Source organism: Priestia sp. D3YE.R1 (assembly GCF_049199565.1).
Taxonomy (GTDB): Bacteria; Bacillota; Bacilli; order Bacillales; family Bacillaceae_H; genus Priestia; species Priestia aryabhattai.
This window is the reverse complement of record NZ_JBLTHW010000001.1, coordinates 1,766,035-1,791,217: the sequence shown is the minus strand read 5'-3', so window position 1 is coordinate 1,791,217 and position 25,183 is coordinate 1,766,035. Positions and strand designations below refer to the sequence as shown.

Annotated in this window: 24 protein-coding genes, 1 pseudogene and 1 riboswitch; of the genes and pseudogenes, 2 read left to right on the top strand and 23 right to left on the bottom strand. The window is 39.2% G+C overall.

The window, feature by feature from the left end; genetic code table 11:
* Window positions 1-67 precede the first annotated feature (67 nt).
* Window positions 68-1,594, bottom strand: coding sequence for a cobyric acid synthase (locus tag ACOZIR_RS09675; protein WP_045292633.1), 1,527 nt, complete (start codon window positions 1,592-1,594; stop codon window positions 68-70).
* 92 nt (window positions 1,595-1,686) lie between these two features.
* Window positions 1,687-1,866, bottom strand: a riboswitch (cobalamin riboswitch).
* 147 nt (window positions 1,867-2,013) lie between these two features.
* Between ACOZIR_RS09675 and ACOZIR_RS09670 the strand changes: the two genes are divergently transcribed.
* On the top strand, window positions 2,014-2,577 hold the full coding sequence (locus ACOZIR_RS09670; protein WP_045292635.1) for a YdcF family protein: 564 nt from the start codon (window positions 2,014-2,016) through the stop codon (window positions 2,575-2,577).
* 60 nt (window positions 2,578-2,637) lie between these two features.
* Here ACOZIR_RS09670 and ACOZIR_RS09665 read toward each other — a convergent pair whose 3' ends face one another.
* The 17 genes from ACOZIR_RS09665 to ACOZIR_RS09585 all read right to left on the bottom strand — a co-directional run bounded on the left by ACOZIR_RS09665 (window position 2,638) and on the right by ACOZIR_RS09585 (window position 19,711).
* Window positions 2,638-4,209: an APC family permease gene (locus ACOZIR_RS09665; RefSeq protein ID WP_421535558.1), complete on the bottom strand. Its 1,572-nt coding sequence runs from the start codon at window positions 4,207-4,209 to the stop codon at window positions 2,638-2,640.
* Window positions 4,210-4,634: 425 nt separating this feature from the next.
* The gene (locus ACOZIR_RS09660; protein WP_411304596.1) at window positions 4,635-5,282 is read right to left on the bottom strand and encodes a nitroreductase family protein; all 648 of its coding nucleotides are present in this window, start codon (window positions 5,280-5,282) and stop codon (window positions 4,635-4,637) included.
* A 566-nt stretch (window positions 5,283-5,848) separates the two neighbouring features.
* Entirely contained in the window at window positions 5,849-6,598 is a 750-nt protein-coding gene (locus ACOZIR_RS09655) for an SDR family oxidoreductase (protein WP_045292639.1), read from the bottom strand.
* Window positions 6,599-6,619: 21 nt separating this feature from the next.
* Window positions 6,620-7,591 carry a DHH family phosphoesterase gene (locus ACOZIR_RS09650; protein ID WP_045292641.1) on the bottom strand — a complete coding sequence of 324 codons (972 nt, stop codon included), beginning with the start codon at window positions 7,589-7,591 and terminating at the stop codon, window positions 6,620-6,622.
* Between the two features lie 318 nt (window positions 7,592-7,909).
* The gene (gene hxlB, locus ACOZIR_RS09645) at window positions 7,910-8,458 is read right to left on the bottom strand and encodes a 6-phospho-3-hexuloisomerase (protein WP_045292643.1); all 549 of its coding nucleotides are present in this window, start codon (window positions 8,456-8,458) and stop codon (window positions 7,910-7,912) included.
* Entirely contained in the window at window positions 8,458-9,093 is a 636-nt protein-coding gene (gene hxlA, locus ACOZIR_RS09640) for a 3-hexulose-6-phosphate synthase (protein WP_045292645.1), read from the bottom strand. The genes hxlB and hxlA overlap by 1 nt, the downstream gene beginning before the upstream one ends.
* Window positions 9,094-9,195: 102 nt before the next feature.
* The gene (locus ACOZIR_RS09635; protein ID WP_034266759.1) at window positions 9,196-10,206 is read right to left on the bottom strand and encodes a LacI family DNA-binding transcriptional regulator; all 1,011 of its coding nucleotides are present in this window, start codon (window positions 10,204-10,206) and stop codon (window positions 9,196-9,198) included.
* A gap of 101 nt (window positions 10,207-10,307) precedes the next feature.
* Window positions 10,308-10,952 (bottom strand): bifunctional 4-hydroxy-2-oxoglutarate aldolase/2-dehydro-3-deoxy-phosphogluconate aldolase, encoded by a 645-nt coding sequence (locus ACOZIR_RS09630; protein ID WP_045292648.1) that lies wholly within the window; start codon window positions 10,950-10,952, stop codon window positions 10,308-10,310.
* 26 nt (window positions 10,953-10,978) lie between these two features.
* On the bottom strand, window positions 10,979-12,259 hold the full coding sequence (locus ACOZIR_RS09625; RefSeq protein WP_045292650.1) for an MFS transporter: 1,281 nt from the start codon (window positions 12,257-12,259) through the stop codon (window positions 10,979-10,981).
* A 2-nt stretch (window positions 12,260-12,261) separates the two neighbouring features.
* A complete protein-coding gene (locus ACOZIR_RS09620) occupies window positions 12,262-13,221 on the bottom strand; it encodes a sugar kinase (protein WP_045292651.1) in 960 nt (319 codons plus the stop codon).
* On the bottom strand, window positions 13,218-13,961 hold the full coding sequence (locus ACOZIR_RS09615; protein ID WP_045292653.1) for a sugar phosphate isomerase/epimerase family protein: 744 nt from the start codon (window positions 13,959-13,961) through the stop codon (window positions 13,218-13,220). Before ACOZIR_RS09615 ends, ACOZIR_RS09620 begins: the two co-directional genes overlap by 4 nt.
* A 157-nt stretch (window positions 13,962-14,118) precedes the next feature.
* Window positions 14,119-14,847 (bottom strand): hypothetical protein, encoded by a 729-nt coding sequence (locus tag ACOZIR_RS09610; protein ID WP_045292655.1) that lies wholly within the window; start codon window positions 14,845-14,847, stop codon window positions 14,119-14,121.
* A gap of 132 nt (window positions 14,848-14,979) precedes the next feature.
* Window positions 14,980-16,440, bottom strand: a complete 1,461-nt coding sequence (locus ACOZIR_RS09605; protein WP_045292657.1) for a phytoene desaturase family protein — start codon at window positions 16,438-16,440, stop codon at window positions 14,980-14,982.
* Window positions 16,437-17,543, bottom strand: a complete 1,107-nt coding sequence (locus ACOZIR_RS09600) for a glycosyltransferase (RefSeq protein ID WP_411304603.1) — start codon at window positions 17,541-17,543, stop codon at window positions 16,437-16,439. Before ACOZIR_RS09600 ends, ACOZIR_RS09605 begins: the two co-directional genes overlap by 4 nt.
* Window positions 17,540-18,253 (bottom strand): lysophospholipid acyltransferase family protein, encoded by a 714-nt coding sequence (locus ACOZIR_RS09595; RefSeq protein ID WP_045292661.1) that lies wholly within the window; start codon window positions 18,251-18,253, stop codon window positions 17,540-17,542. Before ACOZIR_RS09595 ends, ACOZIR_RS09600 begins: the two co-directional genes overlap by 4 nt.
* Window positions 18,250-19,017, bottom strand: coding sequence for a carotenoid biosynthesis protein (locus tag ACOZIR_RS09590; protein ID WP_421535557.1), 768 nt, complete (start codon window positions 19,015-19,017; stop codon window positions 18,250-18,252). The genes ACOZIR_RS09595 and ACOZIR_RS09590 overlap by 4 nt, the downstream gene beginning before the upstream one ends.
* A 232-nt stretch (window positions 19,018-19,249) precedes the next feature.
* Complete coding sequence (locus tag ACOZIR_RS09585; protein ID WP_045292665.1) at window positions 19,250-19,711, bottom strand: hypothetical protein; 462 nt, start codon at window positions 19,709-19,711, stop codon at window positions 19,250-19,252.
* 272 nt (window positions 19,712-19,983) lie between these two features.
* On the opposite strand from ACOZIR_RS09585, the pseudogene ACOZIR_RS09580 reads away from it, so the two are divergent.
* Window positions 19,984-20,621: pseudogene (locus ACOZIR_RS09580) on the top strand (urease accessory protein UreH).
* Between the two features lie 255 nt (window positions 20,622-20,876).
* Here the strand turns inward: ACOZIR_RS09580 and ACOZIR_RS09575 are convergent.
* Genes ACOZIR_RS09575 through ureC form a run of 5 tightly spaced genes read right to left on the bottom strand, consistent with a single transcriptional unit; the run spans window position 20,877 to window position 25,182 of the window.
* On the bottom strand, window positions 20,877-21,686 hold the full coding sequence (locus ACOZIR_RS09575) for an urease accessory protein UreD (RefSeq protein ID WP_415382465.1): 810 nt from the start codon (window positions 21,684-21,686) through the stop codon (window positions 20,877-20,879).
* Window positions 21,683-22,297 (bottom strand): urease accessory protein UreG, encoded by a 615-nt coding sequence (gene ureG / locus ACOZIR_RS09570; RefSeq protein ID WP_045292669.1) that lies wholly within the window; start codon window positions 22,295-22,297, stop codon window positions 21,683-21,685. Before ureG ends, ACOZIR_RS09575 begins: the two co-directional genes overlap by 4 nt.
* Window positions 22,298-22,336: 39 nt before the next feature.
* Window positions 22,337-23,023 (bottom strand): urease accessory protein UreF, encoded by a 687-nt coding sequence (locus ACOZIR_RS09565; RefSeq protein WP_045292671.1) that lies wholly within the window; start codon window positions 23,021-23,023, stop codon window positions 22,337-22,339.
* Window positions 23,016-23,462 carry an urease accessory protein UreE gene (ureE, locus tag ACOZIR_RS09560; RefSeq protein ID WP_045292672.1) on the bottom strand — a complete coding sequence of 149 codons (447 nt, stop codon included), beginning with the start codon at window positions 23,460-23,462 and terminating at the stop codon, window positions 23,016-23,018. The genes ACOZIR_RS09565 and ureE overlap by 8 nt, the downstream gene beginning before the upstream one ends.
* 10 nt (window positions 23,463-23,472) lie before the next feature.
* Window positions 23,473-25,182: an urease subunit alpha gene (gene ureC / locus ACOZIR_RS09555; RefSeq protein ID WP_045292674.1), complete on the bottom strand. Its 1,710-nt coding sequence runs from the start codon at window positions 25,180-25,182 to the stop codon at window positions 23,473-23,475.
* Window position 25,183: the final 1 nt, after the last annotated feature.

The following is a 25,183-nucleotide window of genomic DNA, read 5'->3' as shown; positions in this document are numbered from 1 at the left end:
TGAACTAGGCAACGTAGAATAGCGTACTAAAGTTCTCGGTAAAAAAACAAGCGAAAGCCTCTACAAGCTATACTTTTTGTGCTTGCTCAGGACTTTTATAGCTGTCTATTAAATGATACAGCTTTTCCATATCTACAGCTTCTCTCACATATGCTGCTGCTTTTGAAAAAGACTCCTCTTTTTGCAGGCGGCTGTTGAATGTATCCGTAATAGGCGACAATTTTTTATGTTTACGAATTTGATTAAGTAAAGCTCTGCGCAAAGCATCGTTATGAAACACATCATGAACATACGTGCCAATAACGTTGTCTTTAACCGTTCCTTCTTTTTCATGCTCTACCACTGCAAAAGCTTCCGTGGTGCTCTTAGAAACCGTCTTTCCCATATGAATTTCATAGCCTTCAATCGAAACTCTTTCACTTTCTAGCTGAACATATCCAGAAACTCTTTCTGTTTTTTTGCTGGTTGTCATAACGGTTTCCACTGGAAGCAAGCCCAGCCCTTTAATGGATTCAATCCGAGATTCTACTGCATCAGGGTCTGTAATTGTCTCCCCTAGCATTTGATATCCTCCGCAGATGCCAATGACGTGAACGTTCGTTGTATTCAAGACTTGATTAATGGCTAGAGCCAGGCCGCTTTCTTGTAAAAACTGCGCATCTTCAATCGTATTTTTGCTTCCTGGTAAAACAATTAAATCAGGCGTACCTAATTGTGACGGCTTGGTTACAAGCCTCACGTGACAGTCTTCTTCTAAGCTTAAAGGATCGATGTCTGTAAAATTTGAGATGCGAGGATACGAGATAACCGCAATATCGATTTCTTTTAACGGGTTCACAAGCGTTGAGTAATTTCTGAGTGATAGCGAATCTTCAGCGTCAATTTCCACGTCGTGCATATAAGGAATCACTCCTAGTACCGGAACTCCCGTGTATTCTTCAAACCACTTCAACCCCGGTTTTAAAAGCTCTAAGTCTCCTCGGAATTTATTGATTAACACCCCAATCACTCTAGGCTTATGTTCATCTGGAAGCAATTGAAGAGTACCCACTAGACTCGCAAAGACCCCTCCTTTATCAATGTCTCCTACTAACACAACAGGGGCTTGGGCTATCTTTGCTACGCGCATATTTACCAGTTCCCGATCGTTCAAATTCACTTCAGCAGGACTTCCAGCGCCTTCAATCACAATTCGATCATAATGATTGGCAAGCTCTTTATAAGCTTCCGTGATCACGTTCAAACCTTCATTAAAAAATTCTTGCCGATACTGAAAAGCAAACATATTACGAAGCGGCTTTCCATGAACGACAATTTGAGATTCATGATCACGAGTTGGTTTAATTAAAATAGGGTTCATATTGGTTGTTGCTTCTACTCCGGCCGCCTCTGCTTGAATTCCTTGCGCTCTGCCAATTTCTTTTCCATCCATTGTAATGTATGAATTAAGCGCCATATTTTGCGATTTAAACGGTGCAGTTTGATAGCCGTCTTCTTTAAAAATACGGCAAAACGCTGTAGCAATCATACTTTTTCCAGCGTCTGAGTGCGTTCCTTGAATCATAAGAGGTTTTCCTTTTTTCACTTTTTCCACTCCCTATCACATAAAAAAACCTTAACTGTAAAAGTCAAGGTTTGGTCATGCGCTCATTAACACATTGTCTTGACTTATTTCTCCCACCGAAAAATAAGGGGTTTTTAAAAGCAGGTCTCCTGGCTTATGCTTCATTTTACTTCTGCATCCTTCCTAGTTTGACTAGTGGGTCTTTGCAGGTTCATCCACATTTACAGTAGCGGGGGCTGCACCGGATTTACACCGATTTCCCTATTATCCTCCTTAGAGGCACTTTTAAAATCATTTATTCTTTATTGTAACGAATTTTATAACCATTCACAATAACGATTTTCTTCTATTATTATATATCACTGTGTTTATACTTATTTGGATCTCGTATGCTATAATAACAATTATTTTCCAAACATCTTATGAAATAGCTAGGAAGGTGCTCGTAGTTGAAGAAAAAAATCATTTATATCTTTATTAGTTTGCTTGTTCTTTATGCTGTAATCATGTCTTTTTGTATGTATCAAACCGCTCATCAGCCTGTTCCGCAAAAAGCAGATTATGTGCTCATTTTAGGTTCGAAAGTAGACGGAGATCAAATGTCTCCTAGTTTAAAAGAACGAGCAAAAACGGCTTTATCTTATTTAAAGACTCATAAACAAACAAAAGTTATCGTAACGGGTGGAAAAGGATCCGATGAAGAAATTTCTGAAGCAGAAGCAGCCTATCGTTTTCTACGAAAAGAAGGAATTAAAAAGAATCGTATTATAAAAGAGGATCAGTCAACTTCTACTTTTGAGAATTTCACTTTTACTAAAAAGAAAGTTGATATTCAACACAAAAAAGTCGTCCTTGTTAGCAGTGATTTTCATTTATTTCGCGCCTCTATTATTGCTAAACGTCAAGGTTTTGACGTTTATCCTTTAGGTGCAAAGACACCAAATTCAATTAAACTTCAAGCCTACTTTCGTGAGTATGCTGCTATATTAAAAACGTGGCTGTTTGATAAGTAAATAGAGTACACCCCCTATACAAACGAAAAACACGGCATGAATTCATGCCGTGTTTTTTTATTAATCATCTGTATCGATAACTGCTTTTGGTAAACCTGTGTATTTCGCCCAGTAGAAAATACCGAGTGAAACAAGAGCAATTAAAATTAAGTCAAGCGGGTTGCTTAGCACACCTTGTCCTCCACCAAATGAACCTAGGTAAGAGATAACAAGCATAATAATATAATAAGCAACTAGCCACCAAGCAGATTTAAGCTGCTGTGCAAATTTTACAACGTCAGTTGGTACGTATTTCTTAAATGCTACGTAGATAACAACCATTAGAAGCTGTGATCCTAAAAGCCAAGAAATGGTCGTCCATCCTGACCAATATACGATGTATGAACAGAAGATAAATGAAACAGGAGCAATAATGCTCATACCTTTTAATTTAAAAGGCTTCTTAAGATCTTTTGCATTTACTCTGAATGCTGCAGCTGAAACTGGTGCAATTGCATAAGACAGAATAAGTGCCACTGAACATACGTTTACTAGCGCTTCCCAAGAAGGAAATGGCAGTGTCCAGAATACGGACATTCCAAATGATAGCCATAGTGACGCACGTGGAATTCCTGTTTTCTTATCTACTTTTGAGAAACGTTTAAATAGTGTTCCGTTACGAGACCAAGCATAAACTAAACGAGAAGTTGTATTCATGAAGATGTTCCCGTTACCGCCTGGTGATAAAATAGCATCAAAAATAACAAGCGTTACTAACCAGCCAAGGCCTAAAATAAGTGCAATATCCTTAAATGGTAAAGAGAATTGCTCTTGAATTGTTCCCCACCCTCCTGATAGCATATCAGCCGGGATGTTACCAATGAACAATACTTGCAGTGCTGTGTAAATAATCGCTGAAAGTACAATACAGATAATGAGCGCGATTGGAATATTACGCTGCGGGTTTTTAACTTCACTGGCTACAGAAACAATAGGGTGAAGTCCTAGGTAAGCAAACATAACGCCACCTGTTGAAATGGCTGCTTGAATACCATTAAAACCAAACGGAGTAAAATCGCCAGTTGTAAAATTAGCTGATTTAAAGTGATAAGCTAACACGACGATAATTGTAAGAGGAACCGCATATTTGAACACAGATATAATGACATTTGACTTAGCAAATGCTTTTACACTTACGTAGTTAATGATAAAAAATAGCGTTAATAACGCGAACTGAAATAACCAGCCGACTGTAGTAGGCGATTCAGAACCATGTTTAGTTAGACCAGGAAGCCAAAAAGCAACATACTGACGTACAGCCGTTACCTCGATGGCAATCAAACTAGTGTAAGCAATAATGGTAATGAATGAAATTAAGTAACCCACTAAATGACCGTGTGAGTAAACCGGATAACGGATAATTCCACCGGTACGCGGCAGCGCCGCTCCAAGTTCAGCATACACTAAACCGATAAGTAAAATAATGACTCCGCCAATCAGCCACGAAAAACTTCCGGCTGGACCAGCCTTTGACGCTACGTTACTAACCGCAAATAACCAGGCGGAACCAAAAATAGCCCCCATCCCGATTAACGTTAGGTCAAGTAACGATATTGATTTTTTAAACTTTCCTTGATTTCCTTGATCAGACATAATATCCTCCTTTAAAATTTCCACTCCACACATCTACGCCCTTGCGTCCGATATGGGATTCTTTACATCATCCTCCTCTTACTAAGACCTCACAAGTGGATATGTTAACAAATATTCTTTGAAAAACCAAGTTAAAAACTTTATTTTTTTGCAAAACATCATTGAATTGTTTATGTATAACGCATAAATTCCACAGAAGATTTGAGGACTACTCCCCTTATTTAACCGCATTTTTCTTAGGTTAAACATAAAAGAATATTCAAACTATTTTCCGCGAAAAAGGGGCTGAGACATAACAAAATCAACCGCTAGAAGCACCTACATATGGAAAACCTACGTTCACCACACCAATAAAAAAATCCGAACGATTCACCGTTCGGATTTTTCTTCAGCTAAAATACTTTTGTACGAGCCTCTTTTTTTTGTTATTTAAATACTTTTACACGTTCACTTAGCGGTTGAAATTCTTTTTCACCCGCAGGTGCCACGGGATTACCAAATGGCATTTGGGCAATTAATTTCCATGAGCTTGGAATATGCCAAGCTGCTTTTACTTCATCATCAATCAATGGATTGTAATGCTGTAATGTTGCTCCTAAGCCTTCGAGCTCAAGCGCTGTCCAAATCACATGCTGCAGCATACCTGATGATTGGTTAGACCAAACGGGGAAATTTTCGCTGTAAGATGCGAACTGCTTTTGCAACCCTTCAATTACTTCTTGATCTTCAAAGAAAAGAACTGTTCCATAGCCGCTTCCGAATAAGTTCATTTTTTGATCCGTATCTGCAAAATTTTCAGCTGGGACAATTTTACGAAGCGTTTCTCTCGTAATATCCCATACTTTATCATGCTGTTCGCCAAACAAAACAACTACGCGTGCGCTTTGAGAATTAAATGATGAAGGGGTATGTTTCACCGCAAAGTTAATAACTTCTTCAATCTTTTCTTCTGATACTTTTACATTTTTATCGATTGCATAAATAGAACGTCGGTTTTTAATTGCTTCATAAAAATCTTTTCCAACCTGTTGTTGATCACTTGATTTATCAAATAATTTATCTAAAAAACCCATTTTCCACACTCCTAATTTTTTGTTTTTTTAAGCTTAAATTGCATGTTTATACCCTTCCCTCTGATAAAAGGAGATAAACAAGATATAATGAATTCTTATATCTCTAATTCGAGATATTAAACTAAAAAAATATTAATTGAAATTTAATTACTTTATGTAACTTACTTTACAATGATTATTATTATCTGTCAACAGAAAATTATTATTTTTTTGTTGATCATCAAAAGAGGTTGAGACATAACGAAATGAATCTAATCTAAAATGAACAAATGGGATATATGAGCTGAACCGCTTTTGATACCGCAGTTGATTTCCGTGCACGACTTCGCTTTCCGCGGGCGGCCGCTGAGCCTCCTCGTCACTTGCGTTCCTGCGGGGTCTCATCTGTTCCGCTTTTTCCGCAGGAGTCTTCGTCGTGCCCTTCAATCAACTGCTAGAAGGAACGAAACAGGTGAAACCTACGTTCACTGTAATAAAAAAACGAACCGCTAATCAAAAATTTTGATCAAGGGTTCATTTTTTCACTTCGTCTAAAATATTTTTATCTCAGCCTTTTTTATAGATACTTAATGTTCATAAATCATCTTTCGCGTCATTCCCCCGTCTACTACGAGGTTAGCTCCTGTCACAAAATCATTTTCAGCGTTTGTTAAGTACATACACGCTCTTGAGATATCCGCCGGCGTTCCAACTCGATTAGAAGGATGCTGCGTATGATCGATTTCACGAAGGCCATCGTAGTCAGATGTCTCAATCCATCCTGGAGAAATAGCATTTACTGTGATGTTGTCATCACCAAGCGAAATGGCAAGTGCATGAGTTAAAGCAACGATGCCGCCTTTTGTAGCCGCATAGGCTTCGGTGTGAGGTTCAGACATTGTAGCTCTCGTAGAAGCTAAGTTTACAATGGAGCCTCCGCTTTCGTTTTTTCTCATCACCTTAGCTGCTTCGCGAGAACATAGAAACACGCTGCGCAGGTTCGTATTGATAATGTCATCCCATTCATCAATGGTTAGATCATACGGTGATTTCCAGCGGGAAACGCCTGCATTATTAATTAAAATATGTATCGTTCCGTACGTACTGACCGTTTTTTCAACGAGATGTAAAATGTCGCTTTCTTTTCGGACGTCTGTTTTTACAAAAATGGCTTCTCCGCCTTGTCTTTGAAGAGCCTCTGCATGACGCTCGCCTTCGATTTCGTCCACATCTGCCAATACCACTTTTGCTCCTTGTTTCGCGTATGCGCGGGATACATCTTTTCCTATTCCATTCGCAGCTCCGGTAACAACAACAACTAAATCTTTAAACGACATATCATCTCCTCCTTATACGCTTTATTCACTTTTTTCTTCGTCTTTAAACAAGTGATCCGTGACGAAAAGAGCAAACGTTTCAGCCGTTAACTTGCATCCAGAAGCTTTTGGGTGACCTCCTCCTCCAAGGTGCCCAACAATTTCTGCTAAGTTGATTTCGTCTTTTACTGCACGGAACCCAAGCTTTTGGCGTCCCATGTCCACCATAACGGAAAAGTGGATATCTTCGTTTTCTAGACACAGTGCATTTCCTAGCTCAGACTGATATGTATCTGCGAATACAATCCCTGCGTTGTACGCTGTGTTATCAATTTCAACCCTTTCTTTTATGATTTGTTTTTGTTTATCATAAATGTATTTTTCAATCTTTTTTTCTTCTGCTTCTAGTAAAATTTCGTGTTTGTCCGTAAACGTAAATTCTTGATTTTCAGTATGGTACGATTCACGAAGCGTTTCTAGAATGGTTTCTTTAAATTCTTCATGCGGGATTAGATAATATAGGTGATTAAGGCGCTTTGCTTTCAAGTTATTTTCATGGAACCAGTCCCACGTATCAAATAAGCGCACAAGTTCTACGTACTCATCAAGCAACGCCGTTTTTTGGAGCATATTGTTGCGCACTAAGTAGTCGTAGAAAAGAGATGTAGCTGCCGTCTTTTTACCGTTTTCGTCTTCTGCAATAACATGAACCCAATCGTATTTCTCAGCTAGTGGAAGAGCAGAGATATGATGGTCAATAAGAGTGATTTGCTGGCCTTTTTTTACCAGTTCATTTAATTTTTCCGCTACTTCCTCATTTACGCTAATATCTGTTATGTATAAAGCTGTGTCTCCATCGTTTTCTTCTTCAATAAAATGCGTCACTGTGTCATTGATGCGGCCAATGCTTACCGTGCTGTAATCAAAGTTGTCGTCGCCAAACGCTAACCGCCCTAATAGTGCTGGACTTACCCCGTCTAAATCGTTATGTGAAATTAATTTTATTTTTGTCATTAATCAAAACTCCTTTATTTTCAGTCGCCTTAGTATATGTACCGGCTTGTATATTATAGCAATTTCAGCATAAAAATGCTGTTATTTACTTTGAAGTGAAGTCAACGTTCAGACTTAGACTTACCTGTATCAAAAGAGAGTGGGACATAACTACATCGATTCAATCAACAGCTAGAAGCAACTACACACATGAAACCTACGCTCACCAATACCAATGAAAAAATCCGAACGAATGTGATTCTTTATCAAGAATCTCGATTCATCGTTCGGATTTTCTTTTAAATAACCTACTTTTGTTCTAGCCTCTTTCCACTTAACTTACTCTAAATTGCTGTGCTGCTTAAACGCCTGTTCATGATCCGTGTGATTCAAATTCCCGTATTCCAAGCAAATTGTATCAAACACAACGTGAGCACATTGATCAAACAATGAACCAAGCGGCTGAATAGAAGCTGCTTCATTTTCGCTTCGGTATTTGGTTGCAGCGGGAATGTGCAGCAGCTCATCAGTATGAGCAGTTAATGGTGATTCTGTACTAGCTGAAATGCCGATAACTGAACATCCTACTTCTTTGGCTTTTTTAGCTACGCTCACCACTTGCTGTGTTTTTCCTGAACCAGATACAGCCACCAATACGTCACCCGCTGCAATCGAAGGAGTAATGGTCTCTCCTACAACGTATACTGTCGCACCTAAATGCATCAGTCTCATCGCAAATGATTTGCCCATTAACCCAGAGCGACCTTCGCCTATAACAAAAATTCGTTTCGCTTGGTAAAGTGAAAACGCTACTTCTTCTATTTGCGGCTCTTTTATGTGATTCATTACGGTCGTAATTTCATGTAAAATCGTTTGTGTTTTTGTCATTATACGTTCCCCCTGCTCATAAATAAGTCTTGAAATTCAGCAGATGCCTTTGCCACATCTGCACTTTTTGTAATCGCTGATCCAATAATCGCAACGTCCGCCTTCATTTGAAGTAATGACGCTGCTGAGGCTGGATTAATTCCTCCTGCTACTGCTATTTGCGCATCTGAATGAAAATACTGCCGCAAATTTATTTGACTCAGCGATTTTCCTTCTTTTTCTTGCTCATCTTTGCTGATATGATGGCAGAAAATAGCGTTTCTATAAATACTTACTTGCTTTTGCGAGCTGCTTGACGTGTTTAATAAATCAATCATCATTTTTTTATTCCATTTTTCGCTTACATTTGCACACGTCTCTATCGTGGGTAAAGGTGATACGCCCATTACTGTTGCTATATCTGCTCCTGCTTGATAGCACATGGTAAACTCATACTCTGCGTTATCAATCGTTTTGATATCTGCTACAATCATCTTGTGCGGAAATGCCTGTTTGATTTTATAAATGCTTTCAATTCCATACTCTTTTATAAGAGATGTACCTACTTCAATCCAATCAACATAGGGTTCTGTCAGCTTGGCAAGTATAATAGCTTCTTCAATTGTGACGCGATCTAATGCTAATTGTATCTTCATATTTCTTCTCCTCACTTTCTACTAAACCGGTTTAGTAACAGCGCAAAAAAAACTAATATTTTGATGAGCTAAAAAGAGCGCGCCATAGGCGCTCTTTCTAGCTTAATGCGACAAAGTTGTTTCTCGAATAATTAATTCACACTCATACTGGTACTCTTCATAAGCTATCTTTTCTTTCAAAATTTGTTTAATAAGTAAATCTGCTGCTTTTGTTCCCATGTCAAAAGCAGGCTGCGAAATCGTGGTAACGGCAGGCGTTGCTACATCTGCGTAAGGAATATTATCATAAACAATTAAAGATAAATCATTTGGGATATTAAATCCGTGTTGTTTAATAAATTTCTGCACTTCAATGAACACTAAATCGTTTCCAGCCAGCAGCGCTGTCGGCGGATTATCGGCTGCAAATAGCTTCTCCAGCGCTTTTTGCATGTCCGCTTTTTTGCAGTTAATAATCATGAATTCATTTACAGGCATATTGGCTGATGTTAACGCTTCTTTGTACCCTTCTACACGTTCAATCCGGGGTGTAATAGTTAATGGTTCTGTAATAATCGCTATATGCTTGTGTCCAAGCTCGAGCAGATGCAAAATAGCCTGTTTTGTGGCTTCTTGGTTGTTCGCCACTACGGATGGAATTTTTCCTTTTACATCATGAATTTTACGATCCATAATAACAACCGGATATTCTTCTTTGATCATCTGCTCATAAAGAGAAGTATTGGCACCCGTTGGAAATAAAATAAGGCCATCTACTTGCTTTGCTTTTAACATATTAATATATTTCTTTTCTTTATCAGGGTCATCATCTGCGTTGCAAATGATGGCATGTATATCTTGCGAATGGCAATAGTCTTCAATGGCACGAATGACTTCAGTAGAAAATCTGTGCATAATATTTGCGACAATAATCCCGATCATCGACGTTCGCTTTTGTTTTAAGCTCCGTGCTAGATAGTTGGGCTGATAGCCCAGTGTATCAATCGCTTCTTTAATTTTCTTTCGTGTTTCTTCGCCCATATATTCATACCGCTTGTTAATGTATTGTGATACGGTGCTTTTGGAGACATTTGCTGCTTTTGCGACATCAAGCATAGTAACTTTTTGCATCATAATCCGTCCTTTTCATTCAATCCCTAAAATTATGCTACTCCTAGTGTAAACGAAAAAAACGAAAAAGGAAAAGCCTTCTTGATAGCAGAAGGCTTTATTTATTAAGCGTACGCAAGCCTAGCTTCTTGAATTTCATGAGTAAAACGTTTCGCTTCCCTTGTTACTTGAAGTAAGTATTCAGGAGTTGGAAGCTGCTTTCCATCCACTAATGTGCTTCCTGCCCCAATAGCAGCTGCTCCAGCTTTAATATAAGCGCCCGCATTTTCAGCCGTAACGCCGCCCGTTGGCATTAATGGAATGTGAGGAAGCGGTCCTGCTATATTTTTAAAATAAGCGGGACCTACCACGCTTGCCGGGAAGACTTTAATTATATCCGCGCCGCATTCATACGCTGTTAGTATTTCAGTAGGTGTAAAAGCACCCGGAACGCTAATGACTCCGTATCTTTTAGCCGTTTTAATTGTTCGCTCGTTCACCGTAGGAGAAAAAATAAATGATGCTCCTGCCATAATGGCAATTCGCGCTGTTTCTTCGTCTAGAACAGTTCCTGCTCCAATAAACATCGAGTCGGCAAATTCATTTTTCAATTCTTTAATAACCTCTACAGCAGCAGGGTTTTCCATTGTGATTTCTAGGTTTGTTACTCCGCCTTCTTTTAACGCGTAGGCAAGCGGAATAATTCGCTCAGCGCTTGCTCCTCGAATGACCGCTACAATACCGCTACTTGTAATTTTCTCAATATGCATCTTAATTCTCCTTTTCTATCGTTACATTAAGCCGTTGTTTCAACTGGCTTTACACTTTGAACTTCTCTTGGCTTTTTCGTTGCGACAATGGTTAAAACTGCCGCAAGGAATAATGATCCAGCCATAAAGATATATGAAGCGCCAAATCCTCCTGTTGATCCATTTAAAAATCCTACAATATAAGAACCGGCAAATGAACCAAGTGCGCCCATGCTATTGATTAAAGCCATCGCTCCTCCAGCAACATTACGCGGTAAAATTTCAGGAATAATCGCAAAGAACGGTCCGTACGGAGCATACATCGTTCCCCCGGCGATAACAAGTAAGGTAAAAGAAAGCCAGAAGTTGCTTGTGCCAACTAAATAAGATCCGTAAAAAGCAAGCGCTCCTACTAATAAGAACGGCCATACAAACACGCTTCGTTTTAAAAACTTATCTGATAAATATGAAACCGTTAACATTAGTACGACTGCTAATACGTAAGGAACGGATGCTAACCAGCCGGTCTTTACTATACTCATGTTAGGCGCTGCTTTAATAATAGACGGCAGCCACATAACAAATCCGTAGACGCCAATACTCCATAAAGCATATTGAATGCTCAATAAAATAACGGTGCGATTTTTGAAAGCTTCTTTATAGCCTTTAACAGGTTTGATTCCTTCTTGTTCTTTTTGCAGCGCATCGTGTAAATCTGCTTTTTCTTTTTTCGACAGCCAGCCTGCGTCTTTTGGTTCGTCGTTTACCAGTTTCCACCATAAAAACGCCCAAATAACAGCTGGAAAACCTTCTAAAATAAACATCCATCTCCAGCCAAACGATTCTAGCAAATATCCAGAAACAATCGACATCCAAAGAACGGTTGCCGGGTTTCCTAAAATTAAAAACGTGTTGGCTCTAGAACGTTCTGCTTTTGTAAACCAGTGGCTTAAAAACACTAGCATAGCAGGCATAACGGCACTTTCAACTACCCCTAAAGCAAATCGAATAACAAACAAAAACCCGACGTGGCTTACCATACCCGTAGCTGTAGCGAGTGCTCCCCATAAAATCAGAGACCAAAAAATCAGCTTTTTGGCACTTTTATTTTCAGCATAGTGAGCGCCTGGAATTTGGAAAAAGAAATAACCTAAGAAAAAGAGCGATCCTAATAAAGACGAAATACCTGGCGTAATATGAAGATCTTCTGCCAGCCCTGCCGCTGCTCCAAACCCATAGTTTGCACGGTCTAAATATGCAAGGCTATACGTAATAAATACGATAGGAATTAACCGAAGCCATCTTTTTTTTGCTAGCTGCTGTTTCATTATCACTTCACTCCTTGTTTTTGGGATTCCATATATTTTTGCAACTGCTGTTCAGTTGGATATCCGTCATTATCTCCAGGGCTTTGTACAGCTAATGATCCAATAGCATTTGCTCTCATGACAGATTGAGTAAGAGAATCATTTTGAAGAAGTCCGCTTAACAGCCCTACTGCAAAGCCGTCTCCTGCACCGACTGTATCCACTATTTGATTCACTTTTATTCCTTCAACCATTCCTTGCTCTCTTGCTGTCTTAAAGAAGGCTCCTTGTTCACCTAGTTTAATAACGACAAGCTCTACGCCTGCATCTAAATAGTAAGAAGCGATATCTTCTGGATTTTTGTATCCGGTTAAAATTTTCCCTTCTTCAATGCCTGGCAGAACGTAGTTTGCTTGTTTAGCAGCTTCGTTGATTGTAAAAATCATTTCTTCCTTCGATGTCCAAAGAGTCGGTCGCAGGTTCGGGTCAAAGGAAACCGTTCTGCCAGCTGCTTTCATCGAGGTAAGCGCGTGTAGAGAAAATTCACGCATGCTTGCTGACACAGCAAGCGGTATTCCTGTCATATGCATATGTTTTGCCGATAAAAAATAGTTTCGATTAAAATCGCTTGGGTGCAAGTGACTGGCTGCTGAATTTTTTCGGAAGTAACAAACTTCCGGATCTCCCACTTCCACTTTTGATTTAATTTGAAAGCCTGTTGAATATTCGCTATCTACTAGTACACAATCGGTGTTGACCGACTCCTCTTGTAGCCGTTTCATAATAAACGTACCGAAAGGATCGTTGCCGACTTTGCTCACCCACCCTGCGCGCAGACCGAGACGAGCGAGACCAATTGCTACATTTGTTTCTGCTCCGGCTAGCTCTTTTGTATAATGCTTAATCTCATACAGCGGTCCTGGTTGTTCTGCCATGAACATCGCCATTGCTTCTCCGAAGGTAATAACGTCTAATGAATTCATTGCACTTCCTCCTGTTCTGCTGCTTGCACCAATGAAATGAAGCGGGGGATTTGTTCCGGTTCATCGATTGGAAACTCTAAAGCTTTAAAAATCGAATGAGAAAACCCTTTCAAAATATCTTTCCACATTTCATTTGAACCGTTTGATATAGAGGTTGTTACTAGCTTTCCGCTATTTTTTATTACGTGTTTAATATGAATATAGCCTACAAATGACCTTAGCTTTTTGATTGCTTCCTCAGGTCGTTCCTGTACATAAAGCCAGTTACCAATATCAAACGTCATGGAAACAGGAATTTCGTAAGCGTTATCAAAAAATGCGTGCAGAGATGCTATGTTGCCTCCATAACTAGTTTGATCGTTTTCCACAAATAGATGTAAAGCTGGAAATGCCTGCAATAGCTCCTGCAATTCTCCTATAGGTGATTGTGGCTGATAAAAACCAAGAGAAACTTTTACCCACTGAGCGCCAAGTGATACGGCTTCTTCAAGAATAGATTTTAATTCTTGTTTGTTTAACTCTCCCTTTTCTTTCCACAGTTCGATTGGAGCCGAATATACTGTAAAAAGCGGATATCTTTTTAATTCTTCGGCAATAAGCTCAATCTCTTGATCTACTTTTTTCATTAACTCTCTTCGAATTTCCACTCCATGTACTTGCTGTTCATATATTCTCCCAATCATGGTGTGCTGAGAGCTTGTCGTTTCAAATGCATTTAAAGGAATAATGATATGATTCATAAATCGACCTACCTTTCTTATTATACTAGCTAACCACTTACTAAACCGGTTTAGTAAATCGATTTATCTAAATTATAAAACTATTGAAAGCGCTTTTCAAGGTTTTTTTATAAATTATAAAAAAAAGAAACAACACAGCGTTATGCCGTGTTGTTTCTTAATGATCCTCTGTGCTTTTTACTAAATTGCGATCTTGTTGATAAATATCATAGATTAAGAAACTAAAACCATAGTACAAGACCATGATTACAACTGACTTTGTCATGATAAATAAAGCGCCTAGCCCGATACCAACTAACAGCGTCTGGACACTCAAACGGTCACGCTGAAAAGCTAGCTGTGATAGGAAATAACCAATACCAATTAAAATAGCCAACACCCATGTATTTTGAATGGCTAATACATAGTGACTATATAAATAAAAGCTAGGAAAATAGACGGTGCTTTCTACGAAGCTGGAAATACCGCTGTATGCAAGCCACCACTTTTGCTCTCTTTCTGTTTTAGGAACGGTTGCCTCAATTGACGTGGGCATCTCCTGTTCCACAAAAACCGTTTCTCCATGATCTTTCATCCATTGAAGCATAATGGAAAGAATAATAAAGCCTGCAAAGATTAAAAGCAGCAAATATTCAATCCACGCTGGATACGGAGCCGTCCGGTGAATCGTATCTAGATATACTCCCTGCAACCCTAACATAGAAACTGGAACCGCATGGTATACCATCACCGCAATATAAAATAGTAAAATTAGCACATAAAAAAAGAACTGTTCTTTGTAGTAGCGAATTTTTTTGCCTTCTGAAGCAATTCGCTTAACAGTCACGCTCTCCAAGTACGGACGAATAATGCTTATGATAATAATAAGACACGTAAATACAATCATATAGTTATGTAATCACCTTTTCAACTTCGTTATGTAACATGTTTTTCCATCCGCAAGAACAGGTGGTTAACAGCCTCTGTCCTTTCTTATAGTACCAAAAAACTAAACTTTTTGACAATCCTGATTTATCAATTAGGAAGAGGAAATAAGCGTAGCTACATTGATGCCGCTAATTGTGACCATAGGAGACCCTCCGCCTGGATGAGTCGTTCCTCCTACAAAATATAAGTTTTTAACATCTTTTGAGACGTTGCTTGGGCGAAGAAAACTATCCATTTTCCGGTTTGAACTTACTCCATACAAAGCGCCTTTAAATGCCCCAAACGTTTGTTCAATTTGATATGGAGTAACAATTCGTTCATGTACAAGCGAGGGCTCAATATCTAAACCAAACTGAGAAAGCTTGCGATAGACAACTTCTCTGTAAGCTTTCATTTCTTCTTGATTCTCTTCTTTTACAGCAGGGGCATTTACTAAAATAAATAAATTGTCACCCGGAGCTACCTTGTTATCGGTATATGAAGAATTACAAACGTAAATTGTAGGGTCAGTTGGAAGCGTTTTTTGCTGAAATAGCTCATAGAATTCCTGCTTGTAATTCTGAGAAAAGTACACTTGATGATGAATCAGCTGAGAAAAGCGCTTCTTAACTGCTGCCATAATTACATAGGCTGATATGGAAGGCTCAAATTCAGCTGCTTTTTTGTTTTTAAAATGAGGTCTATCCTGCTCTTTTACGAGTGCCGGATAGGCTTTTAGCAAGTCCCCGTTTACAATAACGATATCCGCGTCTATCTTTTCTTCTCCATTTACTTCCACTCCGACAGCTCGCTTATTTTTTACTACTATTTCAGTAACGCTGCAGTTTGTATACAGCTTTCCTCCGGCTTTTTGGAACACATGCCCCAGCCCTTTTGCAATTCTAGTATTTCCTCCTTTTACATAGTACACCCCATCATTCATTTCTAAGTGTCCAATCAGTGAAAACGTAGCGGGCGATGTATAAGGTGAAGATCCGATATAGGTTGCATATCGATTAAATGCATTTCGAATGTTTTCGTTTCGAAAAAAACGCTGATGAAACGTATCTACTGTTTCAAACGGCCTTACTTGCAGCAATGCTTTTAATAGAGAAGGGTTTGTATAATCTTTCCACGATGAAAATGTCCGGTAGAAAAATTGACTTTTTGCAATGTCGTATATTCTTTTTACTTCTTTTAAATAGGCCGGGTATTGCTCCGCAGCAAAGGGATCGAGACGTTCAAGCTGCTGAATCATTTTTCGTTCATCGATAGACATGGAAAATTGTGAGCCATCGGTAAAAAAATTATTTGTATGATGCGTTAGTTTGACAAGAGGCATATAGTCTTCTGCACGTTCGCCCGCTTGCTCAAATAACCACTGAAAAACTTCTGGCATTGTAATGGTATTAGGCCCGAAATCAAAAGAATATTCTCCTAGCTGCACAGGCATCATTTTTCCGCCTACGTGCTCGTTTTTTTCCACGATTGTGACATCGAACCCTTTTGTTTGAAGAAGAACTCCTGCAGCTAATCCGCCTAATCCTGCCCCGACAATTAGTACTTTTTTCATTGATAATGCCTTCCTTTCCATTCATATCCCTGCTTTTTTCGTTCACGCTTCATAGAATGGTTCATCAGCAGCATCAGCACAATTGCCGACGCCGGCATAGTAAGAAACAAAAGCCCTTTTTGCTGAGCTGACCGGTCAATTAAAAACCGCTGAAAAAGCATAATGCAAAAAGGAAGAATCCAAAGCATGTTGCCTGTGAATATTCCGGCTATAAAAAAAGGAAGCGGCAGCACATAGTAACAGGTAAAAAAAACGCTCAGTACCCAAACTGCTTTAGCGGATCGGCCTAGACCCACAAAGATATTTTTAGCAAACCCATTCCATACTTCTTCAGTTGTTTCATACATATAACAGCTAACGTGAGACGTAATATTGGCCAAAATAACGCGCTGTTTCTTTTGCTTAAAAAGCTGGGCTAGATGCACATCTTCTACTAGTGAAGATTTAACAGCTTCATGTCCTCCTGCGATCTCATAAGCTTCTTTTTTTATAAACATAAAAGCACCGTGAGCTGCTGAAGCTTTGCTCATCTTGTTACGGTTCGCTACGACAACCGGTAAATAACTAAAAACAACAACATGCTGCAGAGGAACAACCAATGCTTCTAACCACGTTTTTACGGGAAAACGTGGGAAACCTGTTAAAAGAGCGGCTTTTGTCGCTTGTGCTGTGGCTAAAGTATGTTCTAGCGTGCGTTCTTTGAGCTGTACATCGGCATCTACAAATAATAAATAGTCTCCATTTGCAGCTTGCGACAGCTGGTGACAGGCATGAACTTTTCCGACCCAACCCTCTCTCAGCGCTTTTCCTTCTATGATGGTAAACCTCGGATCGCCGTGAATTTCTTTCAACAGCTCTGTTCGTGTTTCATCTGTGGACTGATCGTCTAGTATGACACATTCTAGATTGCTATACGTTAATCCTTTAATAGAAGAAATGATTCGCTTTACATTTCGTTCTTCGTTTCGCATTGGAATCAAAATAGAAATGAGAGGCTGAGGGGTTTTAGAATCCGGCTCGTATCTTTTTAATTTAGGCATTGCTTGAATATTTACAATGGTTAGAAGCAGCATAAAAATAAATAAAAGCATATAGTAAATCATTCTTTCACCTTCGCTTTCCACCACGTTAACCACTCGCTAAGCGTCTTTCGGCCTTTTAATAAAGTCGTAAATTCCTCGTCGTTTTTTTGAATGATTTTTTGTTTTTGATGGTCGAGCTGAGCAGTGACTGTACCGGCTAGCGTTTTGGTTATATCTTCTCTTACATTGGCTGAGTCGTAAAAAACAGCTTGCCCTACCCAGATAAAAAGCTCCGGTCGCTGATCATGGCAAAACGTATAATAATATGTAATGGGAATAACTTCAACGTCGGGTTGCTTTTTTAGAAGAAAAGCAGGCCCTTCAGAAAAAGCTAACGGCCTTTTCTCAAGATGCTCTTCTTTACCTTGAGGAAAAATAAGCACTGTTTTTTTCTCTTCTAACAGCTTGCTGGCAAACCTTAACGATTCCACTATATGCTTCGGAGACGCTGCATTTACTGAAAAAGCCCCGATTCGTTGAAAAAAAGAAAAATCCTTCATTCCTTGTTCAGACATCATAGCGTATAGATCTGTTTTTAATACCGCGTTATTTAAATAAAATGTCACTAAACCGTCCCACCAGCTGGAATGATTAGCAATTAATAACATTTTTTTATCTTTTGGGAGCTCTTCTATATGTAAATGAATACGATAAAACTGTTTTTTGAGCTGATATGTGACAAACAGTTGAAAAAAGCGCTCAAATATTGAGTTTTTCTTCGGATAAATCATAAGCGAGTCTCCTTTTTATACACAATATAAAGAATAAGAAAAGGAAGCATCGTCAGACATACCACAAGCCACAGGCCATTTACTAACGCTATAATTACAAACATCATGACGACTGCACTATACAAAAACACCATTCTTCTTTCCCATACCTGCTCTTCTTCTTTAGGAACCTTAGCTAAAAAGAAATATACGACCAGCTGAATGAAGAAAGACAGTAAAAACCAGCCGGAGAAATTGGATAAAGGAATATTATAATAAAAGCTGTCCCCTTCCCACACCCAATATTGCTTAACAACATAGGCAACGGGATCAATAGCCAAATCCATAATAACAGCAAATAGCGAACTAATGACCGCATAGGCAATTCCATGGACAATAAACGGCAGCTCCATACGCTTCATAATTCCGAGAGCTAATATTCTGCTTGTGATTACGACCATAAACCAAGCCGATCCAATGGTCAGAGGAACGCCCAAGATTTTGGCGCCAAAATCTTTTTCATAATCGTAGGATCCAAATAAAAATCCATATTTAACACCTAGACTTTCGACATAAATAGATGCGCCTGTCACAAATACCGCAACGACCAGTGCCCGCCTTACTCCATAGGCCTTAGCTAGATAAATAAGAGCAAGAAGACTGCTCAAGTGTAAAAAAACAGCATTTGCCCATTCTAACCATGAAGGCAGCAAATCAAAGGAAAGCAAAACGACTCCGCATACGTACCAAACAAGAAAAAAACGATAAATACCATTTGTAATCATCGATTCACCTTCTCTCCAACTTCTTTTTATTAAGTTGCTATTATATAAGCTTGTACACATTCTCTCCATTTTCAATGTGCTCTTTTCTACGAGTAAAACGTACTCTCTTAAGATTATGTAAAAATAGCCACTGTTAGTACGTTCCCTAAATAAGAGACTTTATTACTTATTTATAAACAAAAATAAAATAAACGTCCATTAAAATCTACGGATGAATAGATTGAAATGACGTTTATTTTTTCTTATGTATATACACTTCTAATAGCTTTTTGGCAATGAGTCCAATAACCAGTCCCGGTACAACAGACAGCATAGGGAGCCAAATTGGGCCTATAAAAACACCGTTGATGGTTGTCACTGAGGAATACATAATGCCTACTGTAACAAAATAAGCACAGGAGACAAAAGGAATAAATGTAAATCTCGATGCGCCATTTTCTGCTTCTTTAACAGCATCCCAAATTGCAAAAAAATATAAACATGGATAAAACATTAACCACTGCATGTTCATTACCTCTAGGGATTGTCTTGTTTCCCCTAAAAAGCTTAAGCGAATGCCTTCATTAAAATTTGCGCCCATATTAATGAGAAATTCAAGTACAATAAACAAAATTCCTTTTATATGTTTTTTGTTTAGTAATTGTCCAAAGCCCGGCAACGCAATGCTCCATAAAAGAGCTTCTAGTCTAGTCACGTTCTATCCTAACATTTTGACGTATAAAAGAACTCCACAGCATGATATCAGTAGAAATTTTGTCCATAGTTATCAACCTCACAATAATTTACTTATAGTTTTTGTAAATGTAAAATTTTTATACTACATCTCCTTTAATATTTGTAACTTATTGTAAATTGATAAATGGTTTAGCTATTCGATCAGATATCTTTGTTTAGAATTTTCTGTTTATTAAAACAAAAGCGTGCGATATACTAGTTTTATACGTACGAAAGGATGAGAAAGCTGACATGGAAACAAGTTTTTTTTCAATTTTAATACTAGGGTTTTTTTAGGAATCAAGCATGCTCTAGAACCAGATCATATTATCGCTGTATCAACCATTGCTTCAAAAAGTAAAAAGCTGTGGCGCTCTTCGCTTGCAGGAGTATACTGGGGGATTGGTCATACGCTTACGCTGTTTATTTTTGGCATGATTTTAATAGTGTTAAAAAGCAGTATTTCTGAACGCATGAGCATGTCGCTTGAATTTTTAGTGGGCATTATGCTCGTTTACCTCGGTTTTACATCGTTTCTGTCTTACAAAAAACAAGTGCATACGCATCACGAAAAAACGTCTTACTTAAAGTCATTAGGCATTGGCTTTGTTCATGGACTGGCCGGAAGCGCAGCGATGGTTGTAGTAACGATGAGCACCGTTACTCACGTATGGCAAGGTGCTCTATATATTATCATTTTTGGAATCGGCACTTGTCTTGGCATGCTGTTATTTACAACGGTTATTGGGATTCCATTCGTTACAACTAAAAAGCAAGTGACGTTAAATCGCTGCTTAATGCAGGTAACAGGCGCTGTCAGCATTATATTTGGCCTTTATTATATGTATAATTTAGGTGTAAGCGACGGATTATTTAGTCTGTGGTTTTAACAGAGAATGAAACATAATGAAAACAATTCAATCTAAAGACGAATAAGTAGGATAAATGATCTGGACTGCTTGTTCCACAGCTGTTGATTTCTGTGCAAAACGCCGCTTTGTCCTCTAATCAACGGCTAGAAGGAACTACATACAGGAAACCTACGTTCACCCTACTAATAAAAAAATCCGAACGAATTTGATTCTCTATCAAGAGTCCAGCTCGTTCGGATTTTTCTTCAACTACTATACTTTTGTACAGGCACTTTAATACTTACGCAAAAGTGATACTTCAGCTTTTAATAACTCCTGCCGGAACAACCCGTATACTTTGGCGATTATCTCTTCAACTTTTTGTGTACTAGCAGCTAGTATTCGAATAGCACATCCGGAAATCGGAAGTGCGGAAGCTCCTGCTTTACAGACTGCCTCTTCGCACAGCTGATGTACTTTCGCTATAAATGCGTCGTCGGCGTTTGGATGAACAATGATAATCGATCCAAAATGAGTATACCCTTCCATTTTCATCATGCCGCGCAAATGGTTTTCTGGATTCAAGTATAAGTGATCGTATACCTTCAGCTGCTTGTTTACATACAGTTTAAGCTTGGAACGCATAGAGGTATATTGAAACAGCTGCCCATCCGGCGACCACCCCGGGGTGATGCTGTCGCACATAAATAAAGCAGCGTTTTCTGCTATATGAACCGTTATTTCTTGGACAAATGCAGCATTTTCATACAAAATAAGCGGGTCTGGTATATATTCCATGATGGATTGTTCTTCAAGGGTTATATAAGTTTCTTGTAAAACAGCTTCGTTCGGTGTTTTGTACACCTTTGTCGCAGATTGAGTAGTAGCCGTCAGCTGAGCATTTTTCTCTACCGTTATCATCGTTTTATATTTGTCTCCGCTCACGTATCCTCCGCCTACGTGAAGCATATAAACAAAAGGTGATTCAGGAGTCATGTAAATAGGTCTGGCAACTTTGAAAGCACCGTAATGGTACGTATCTTTAATAACGGTTCGCTTACTGTTTCTTTCTGCTCGAAGCTCTAAATAACCCGTGTAGCTCATGATTCAAGGCCGATTAAAAAGGCCTCTTTTTTAATCCATTCTATCACTTGGTCGAGCCCTTTATCTTCTTTTAAATTGGTGAAAACAAAAGGCTTGTGCCCTCTCGCTTGAATTGTATCTTTTTTCATTACTTCTAAACTGGCTCCTACATACGGGGCTAAATCTGTTTTGTTGATAATGAATAAATCAGATTTAATCATTCCTTGACCGCCTTTACGCGGGATTTTTTCCCCTTGTGCTACGTCAATGATATAAATCGAAAAATCAACGAGCTCTGGGCTAAACGTTGCGGCTAAATTATCTCCTCCGCTTTCTACAAAAATAAGTTCAACATCGGGGTGACGTTCCACTAACTCATCGATCGCAGCAAAGTTCATAGACGCATCTTCTCGAATAGCCGTATGAGGACATCCTCCTGTTTCTACTCCTACGATACGATTTTCCGGTAAAATACTGTTTTTTACTAGAAACTGTGCATCTTCTTTTGTATAAATATCGTTTGTAACGACTGCCATACTGAGCTGTCCTTCTAGTGCACGCGTTAATCGTTCTACTAACATTGTTTTCCCTGCACCAACAGGTCCACCAATTCCAATTTTAATTGCATTCATTTTTTACGCCTTCATCGTTAGAAGGCCTTCCCCCCTTTTTTATGACATGAACAATCGGACATGCAATTGTTCATGCTGCATTTGAGCAATTTCTAACCCCGGTGTCACGGCACCAAATTCCTCTTGATCTGCTTGCAAAATATGCTGAAGCGCGTGCTGCAGCAGCGGCTGAAAAAGAACGAGCGTTTTTTGCCCATCCGTTTGGCCGATTGGTATGCCGCGGACTGCATTCTGAATTAAAGAAGAGATGCTAGCGTATAAGTGACTTAAAATTGCTTCTTCTTTCGTAATGTTTAACTGCAGGCTGGCTAATGCAAATACAACAGCAGGATGTCCGTACGCCTTCTTTGCTTTTACTTCACTCATATATTTTTCTAAATAAGAGCCTTGAAATAACTCTAAGCAAAGCTTTAACATGCGCTGGCCCACCCGTCTTGTCCCTTCTCTTGTTTCTTTTGACAAAGCAAGAGCGTATAGTTCATGATCAATTCTCATAATTTCGTTAAACTGGTCATGAGCAGCATACTCATAAGCCAGCCTGCATGCTAAGCCGTCCGTATACGTCAGCTGAACATCAAGGTATGTACGAAGCGCTTCTTGAAAGGTCTCTGTGTTGTAAATTTGATTTCGCTGAATATACGTTTCAAAACCAAACGAATGCGAAAATGCACCCGATGGGAAATTTGAATCACATAGCTGAATCAGCGAAAGCAATGAATTAGTCATGACTATGTCCGATATGCTTAAAAGCTTGTTTTACTTTTCTTTTTTCGCGCTTATAGGGAATATCGAGTTGCTGAAGCAATTCTTCGACTAAATAATCGTACTGTACGAGCATGTCTCCACCTTCAAACTGTGCTGGCAAATGTCGGTTGCCAAGCTGATGAGCAATTTCTCCCATTTGCTGAATATCAATCGGCTGAATGGTTAAAATATCGTCTGCTACCACCTGAACAACAATCATATTGCTTTCATCCATAAACAGCACGTCGCCATCAGTGAGCTCGCGATTTTCTTTCAGGCGAATTCCTAGTTCCTTACCGTGATCTGTTACAACGCGCTGAACGCGTTTTACTAAGCGGTCACTTTCGATATATACCTTTTCTATATGCGGAGCCCGTTTTTCTAATGTTGCTATATTTCCGATAATTTTTTCGATTACCATTTTTTTCACCTCAAAATAAAAAGTATCGCTGCGCCATAGGCACAACTTCTGCTGCTTCACATGTAATCATTTGTCCATCTACTTTTACTTCGTACGTTTGGGGATCAACTTCAATTTTAGGCATTTCCCCATTTAACTTCATATCTGTTTTTTTTAATTGACGAATATTTTTAACCGGTTTAAGCAGCTTTTGTAACCCAAGTTTCTCGCCCACTTTGTTCTCGTACGCTGCTTTTGACACAAACGTAAAAGAAGTTTTAGCTCTTGCTTTTCCATAAGAAGCAAACATCGGACGGTATAAAACCGGCTGCGGGGTTGGAATTGAAGCGTTAGGGTCTCCCATTAAGCTGTGAGCAATTAAACCACCTTTTACAATCAAGTCAGGCTTTATTCCAAAAAACGCTGGCTCCCATAGGACTAAGTCAGCTATTTTCCCTGTTTCTACCGATCCTACGTATTCGGAAATTCCATGAGCGATAGCTGGATTAATCGTATATTTAGCTACATAGCGTTTGACACGTGCGTTATCGCCTACTTCGCTGTCACCATCAAGTTTTCCTCGCTGCTTTTTCATCTTATCAGCTGTTTGCCACGTTCGTGTAATCACTTCTCCTACACGTCCCATTGCTTGAGAATCTGAAGAAATCATACTGAATACACCTAAATCATGTAAAATATCTTCAGCTGCAATCGTTTCTTTGCGAATACGGGAATCAGCAAAAGCGATGTCTTCTGGTACAGCGGGATCAAGATGATGACAGACCATGAGCATATCTAAATGTTCTTCAAGCGTGTTGACCGTATAGGGTCTTGTTGGATTAGTTGATGATGGAAGTACGTTTGGAAAGCTTGCCATTTCCATAATATCAGGTGCATGTCCGCCTCCAGCCCCTTCAGTATGATAGGTATGAATGACGCGATCACCAATTGCTGCAATCGTATCTTCAACAAAACCGCCTTCATTTAAAGTATCTGTGTGAATCGCAATTTGAACATCGTACTCATCTGCTACCTGCAGGCTTGTGTCGATGGCAGATGCCGTGGTTCCCCAGTCTTCATGAAGCTTTAGTCCAATCGCTCCTGCTTCAATTTGTTCGATTAAAGGCTCTTTGGCACTTGCATTTCCTTTTCCTAAAAAGCCAATATTCATTGGAAATGCTTCGGCAGCTTCAAGCATTCGTTCAATATGCCACGCCCCGGGTGTACAAGTAGTAGCTTTTGTTCCTGTAGCGGGTCCGGTTCCTCCTCCGATCATTGTGGTCACGCCAGAGGCAAGAGCGGTTTCAATTTGCTGCGGACAAATGAAATGAATATGCGCATCAATACCGCCGGCGGTTACAATTTTCCCTTCAGCTGCAATTACTTCCGTACTCGCACCAATGACGATGTCTACTTCATCCATCAACAGGGGATTACCCGCTTTTCCAATAGTTTGAATGAGTCCATCTTTTATTCCAATATCTGCTTTATATATGCCTCTATAATCAACGATAATAGCATTTGTCAACACTAAGTCCGCTGCTTCACTTCGCGTTGCAAGAGGATGCTGTCCCATTCCGTCACGAATCACTTTTCCTCCGCCAAACTTTACTTCATCTCCGTAGGTTGTGAAATCTTTTTCAATTTCAATAAATAGCTCTGTGTCTGCTAAACGAACAGCATCTCCAACCGTTGGTCCAAACATATCTGCATACTGACGTCGCGACATTTGAAAACTCATC

Coding starts and splice junctions, on each gene's coding strand:
- hxlA (WP_045292645.1), bottom strand. CDS start 9,093: ATGAAGATACAATTAGCATTAGATCGCGTCACAATTGAAGAAGCTATT.
- ACOZIR_RS09655 (WP_045292639.1), bottom strand. CDS start 6,598: ATGTCGTTTAAAGATTTAGTTGTTGTTGTTACCGGAGCTGCGAATGGA.
- ureE (WP_045292672.1), bottom strand. CDS start 23,462: ATGGTAATCGAAAAAATTATCGGAAATATAGCAACATTAGAAAAACGG.
- ACOZIR_RS09565 (WP_045292671.1), bottom strand. CDS start 23,023: ATGACTAATTCATTGCTTTCGCTGATTCAGCTATGTGATTCAAATTTC.
- ACOZIR_RS09605 (WP_045292657.1), bottom strand. CDS start 16,440: ATGAAAAAAGTACTAATTGTCGGGGCAGGATTAGGCGGATTAGCTGCA.
- ACOZIR_RS09575 (WP_415382465.1), bottom strand. CDS start 21,686: ATGAGCTACACGGGTTATTTAGAGCTTCGAGCAGAAAGAAACAGTAAG.
- ACOZIR_RS09635 (WP_034266759.1), bottom strand. CDS start 10,206: ATGATGCAAAAAGTTACTATGCTTGATGTCGCAAAAGCAGCAAATGTC.
- ureC (WP_045292674.1), bottom strand. CDS start 25,182: ATGAGTTTTCAAATGTCGCGACGTCAGTATGCAGATATGTTTGGACCA.
- ACOZIR_RS09610 (WP_045292655.1), bottom strand. CDS start 14,847: ATGATTGTATTTACGTGTCTTATTATTATCATAAGCATTATTCGTCCG.
- ACOZIR_RS09665 (WP_421535558.1), bottom strand. CDS start 4,209: ATGTCTGATCAAGGAAATCAAGGAAAGTTTAAAAAATCAATATCGTTA.
- ACOZIR_RS09620 (WP_045292651.1), bottom strand. CDS start 13,221: ATGAATTCATTAGACGTTATTACCTTCGGAGAAGCAATGGCGATGTTC.
- ACOZIR_RS09650 (WP_045292641.1), bottom strand. CDS start 7,591: ATGACAAAAATAAAATTAATTTCACATAACGATTTAGACGGGGTAAGT.
- ACOZIR_RS09660 (WP_411304596.1), bottom strand. CDS start 5,282: ATGGGTTTTTTAGATAAATTATTTGATAAATCAAGTGATCAACAACAG.
- ACOZIR_RS09600 (WP_411304603.1), bottom strand. CDS start 17,543: ATGATTTACTATATGCTTTTATTTATTTTTATGCTGCTTCTAACCATT.
- ACOZIR_RS09630 (WP_045292648.1), bottom strand. CDS start 10,952: ATGCATATTGAGAAAATTACAAGTAGCGGTATTGTAGCGGTCATTCGA.
- ACOZIR_RS09615 (WP_045292653.1), bottom strand. CDS start 13,961: ATGAATCATATCATTATTCCTTTAAATGCATTTGAAACGACAAGCTCT.
- ACOZIR_RS09595 (WP_045292661.1), bottom strand. CDS start 18,253: ATGATTTATCCGAAGAAAAACTCAATATTTGAGCGCTTTTTTCAACTG.
- ACOZIR_RS09625 (WP_045292650.1), bottom strand. CDS start 12,259: ATGAAACAGCAGCTAGCAAAAAAAAGATGGCTTCGGTTAATTCCTATC.
- ACOZIR_RS09590 (WP_421535557.1), bottom strand. CDS start 19,017: ATGATTACAAATGGTATTTATCGTTTTTTTCTTGTTTGGTACGTATGC.
- hxlB (WP_045292643.1), bottom strand. CDS start 8,458: ATGACAAAAACACAAACGATTTTACATGAAATTACGACCGTAATGAAT.
- ureG (WP_045292669.1), bottom strand. CDS start 22,297: ATGAATGCAATTAAAATTGGAATTGGTGGACCTGTTGGTGCAGGGAAA.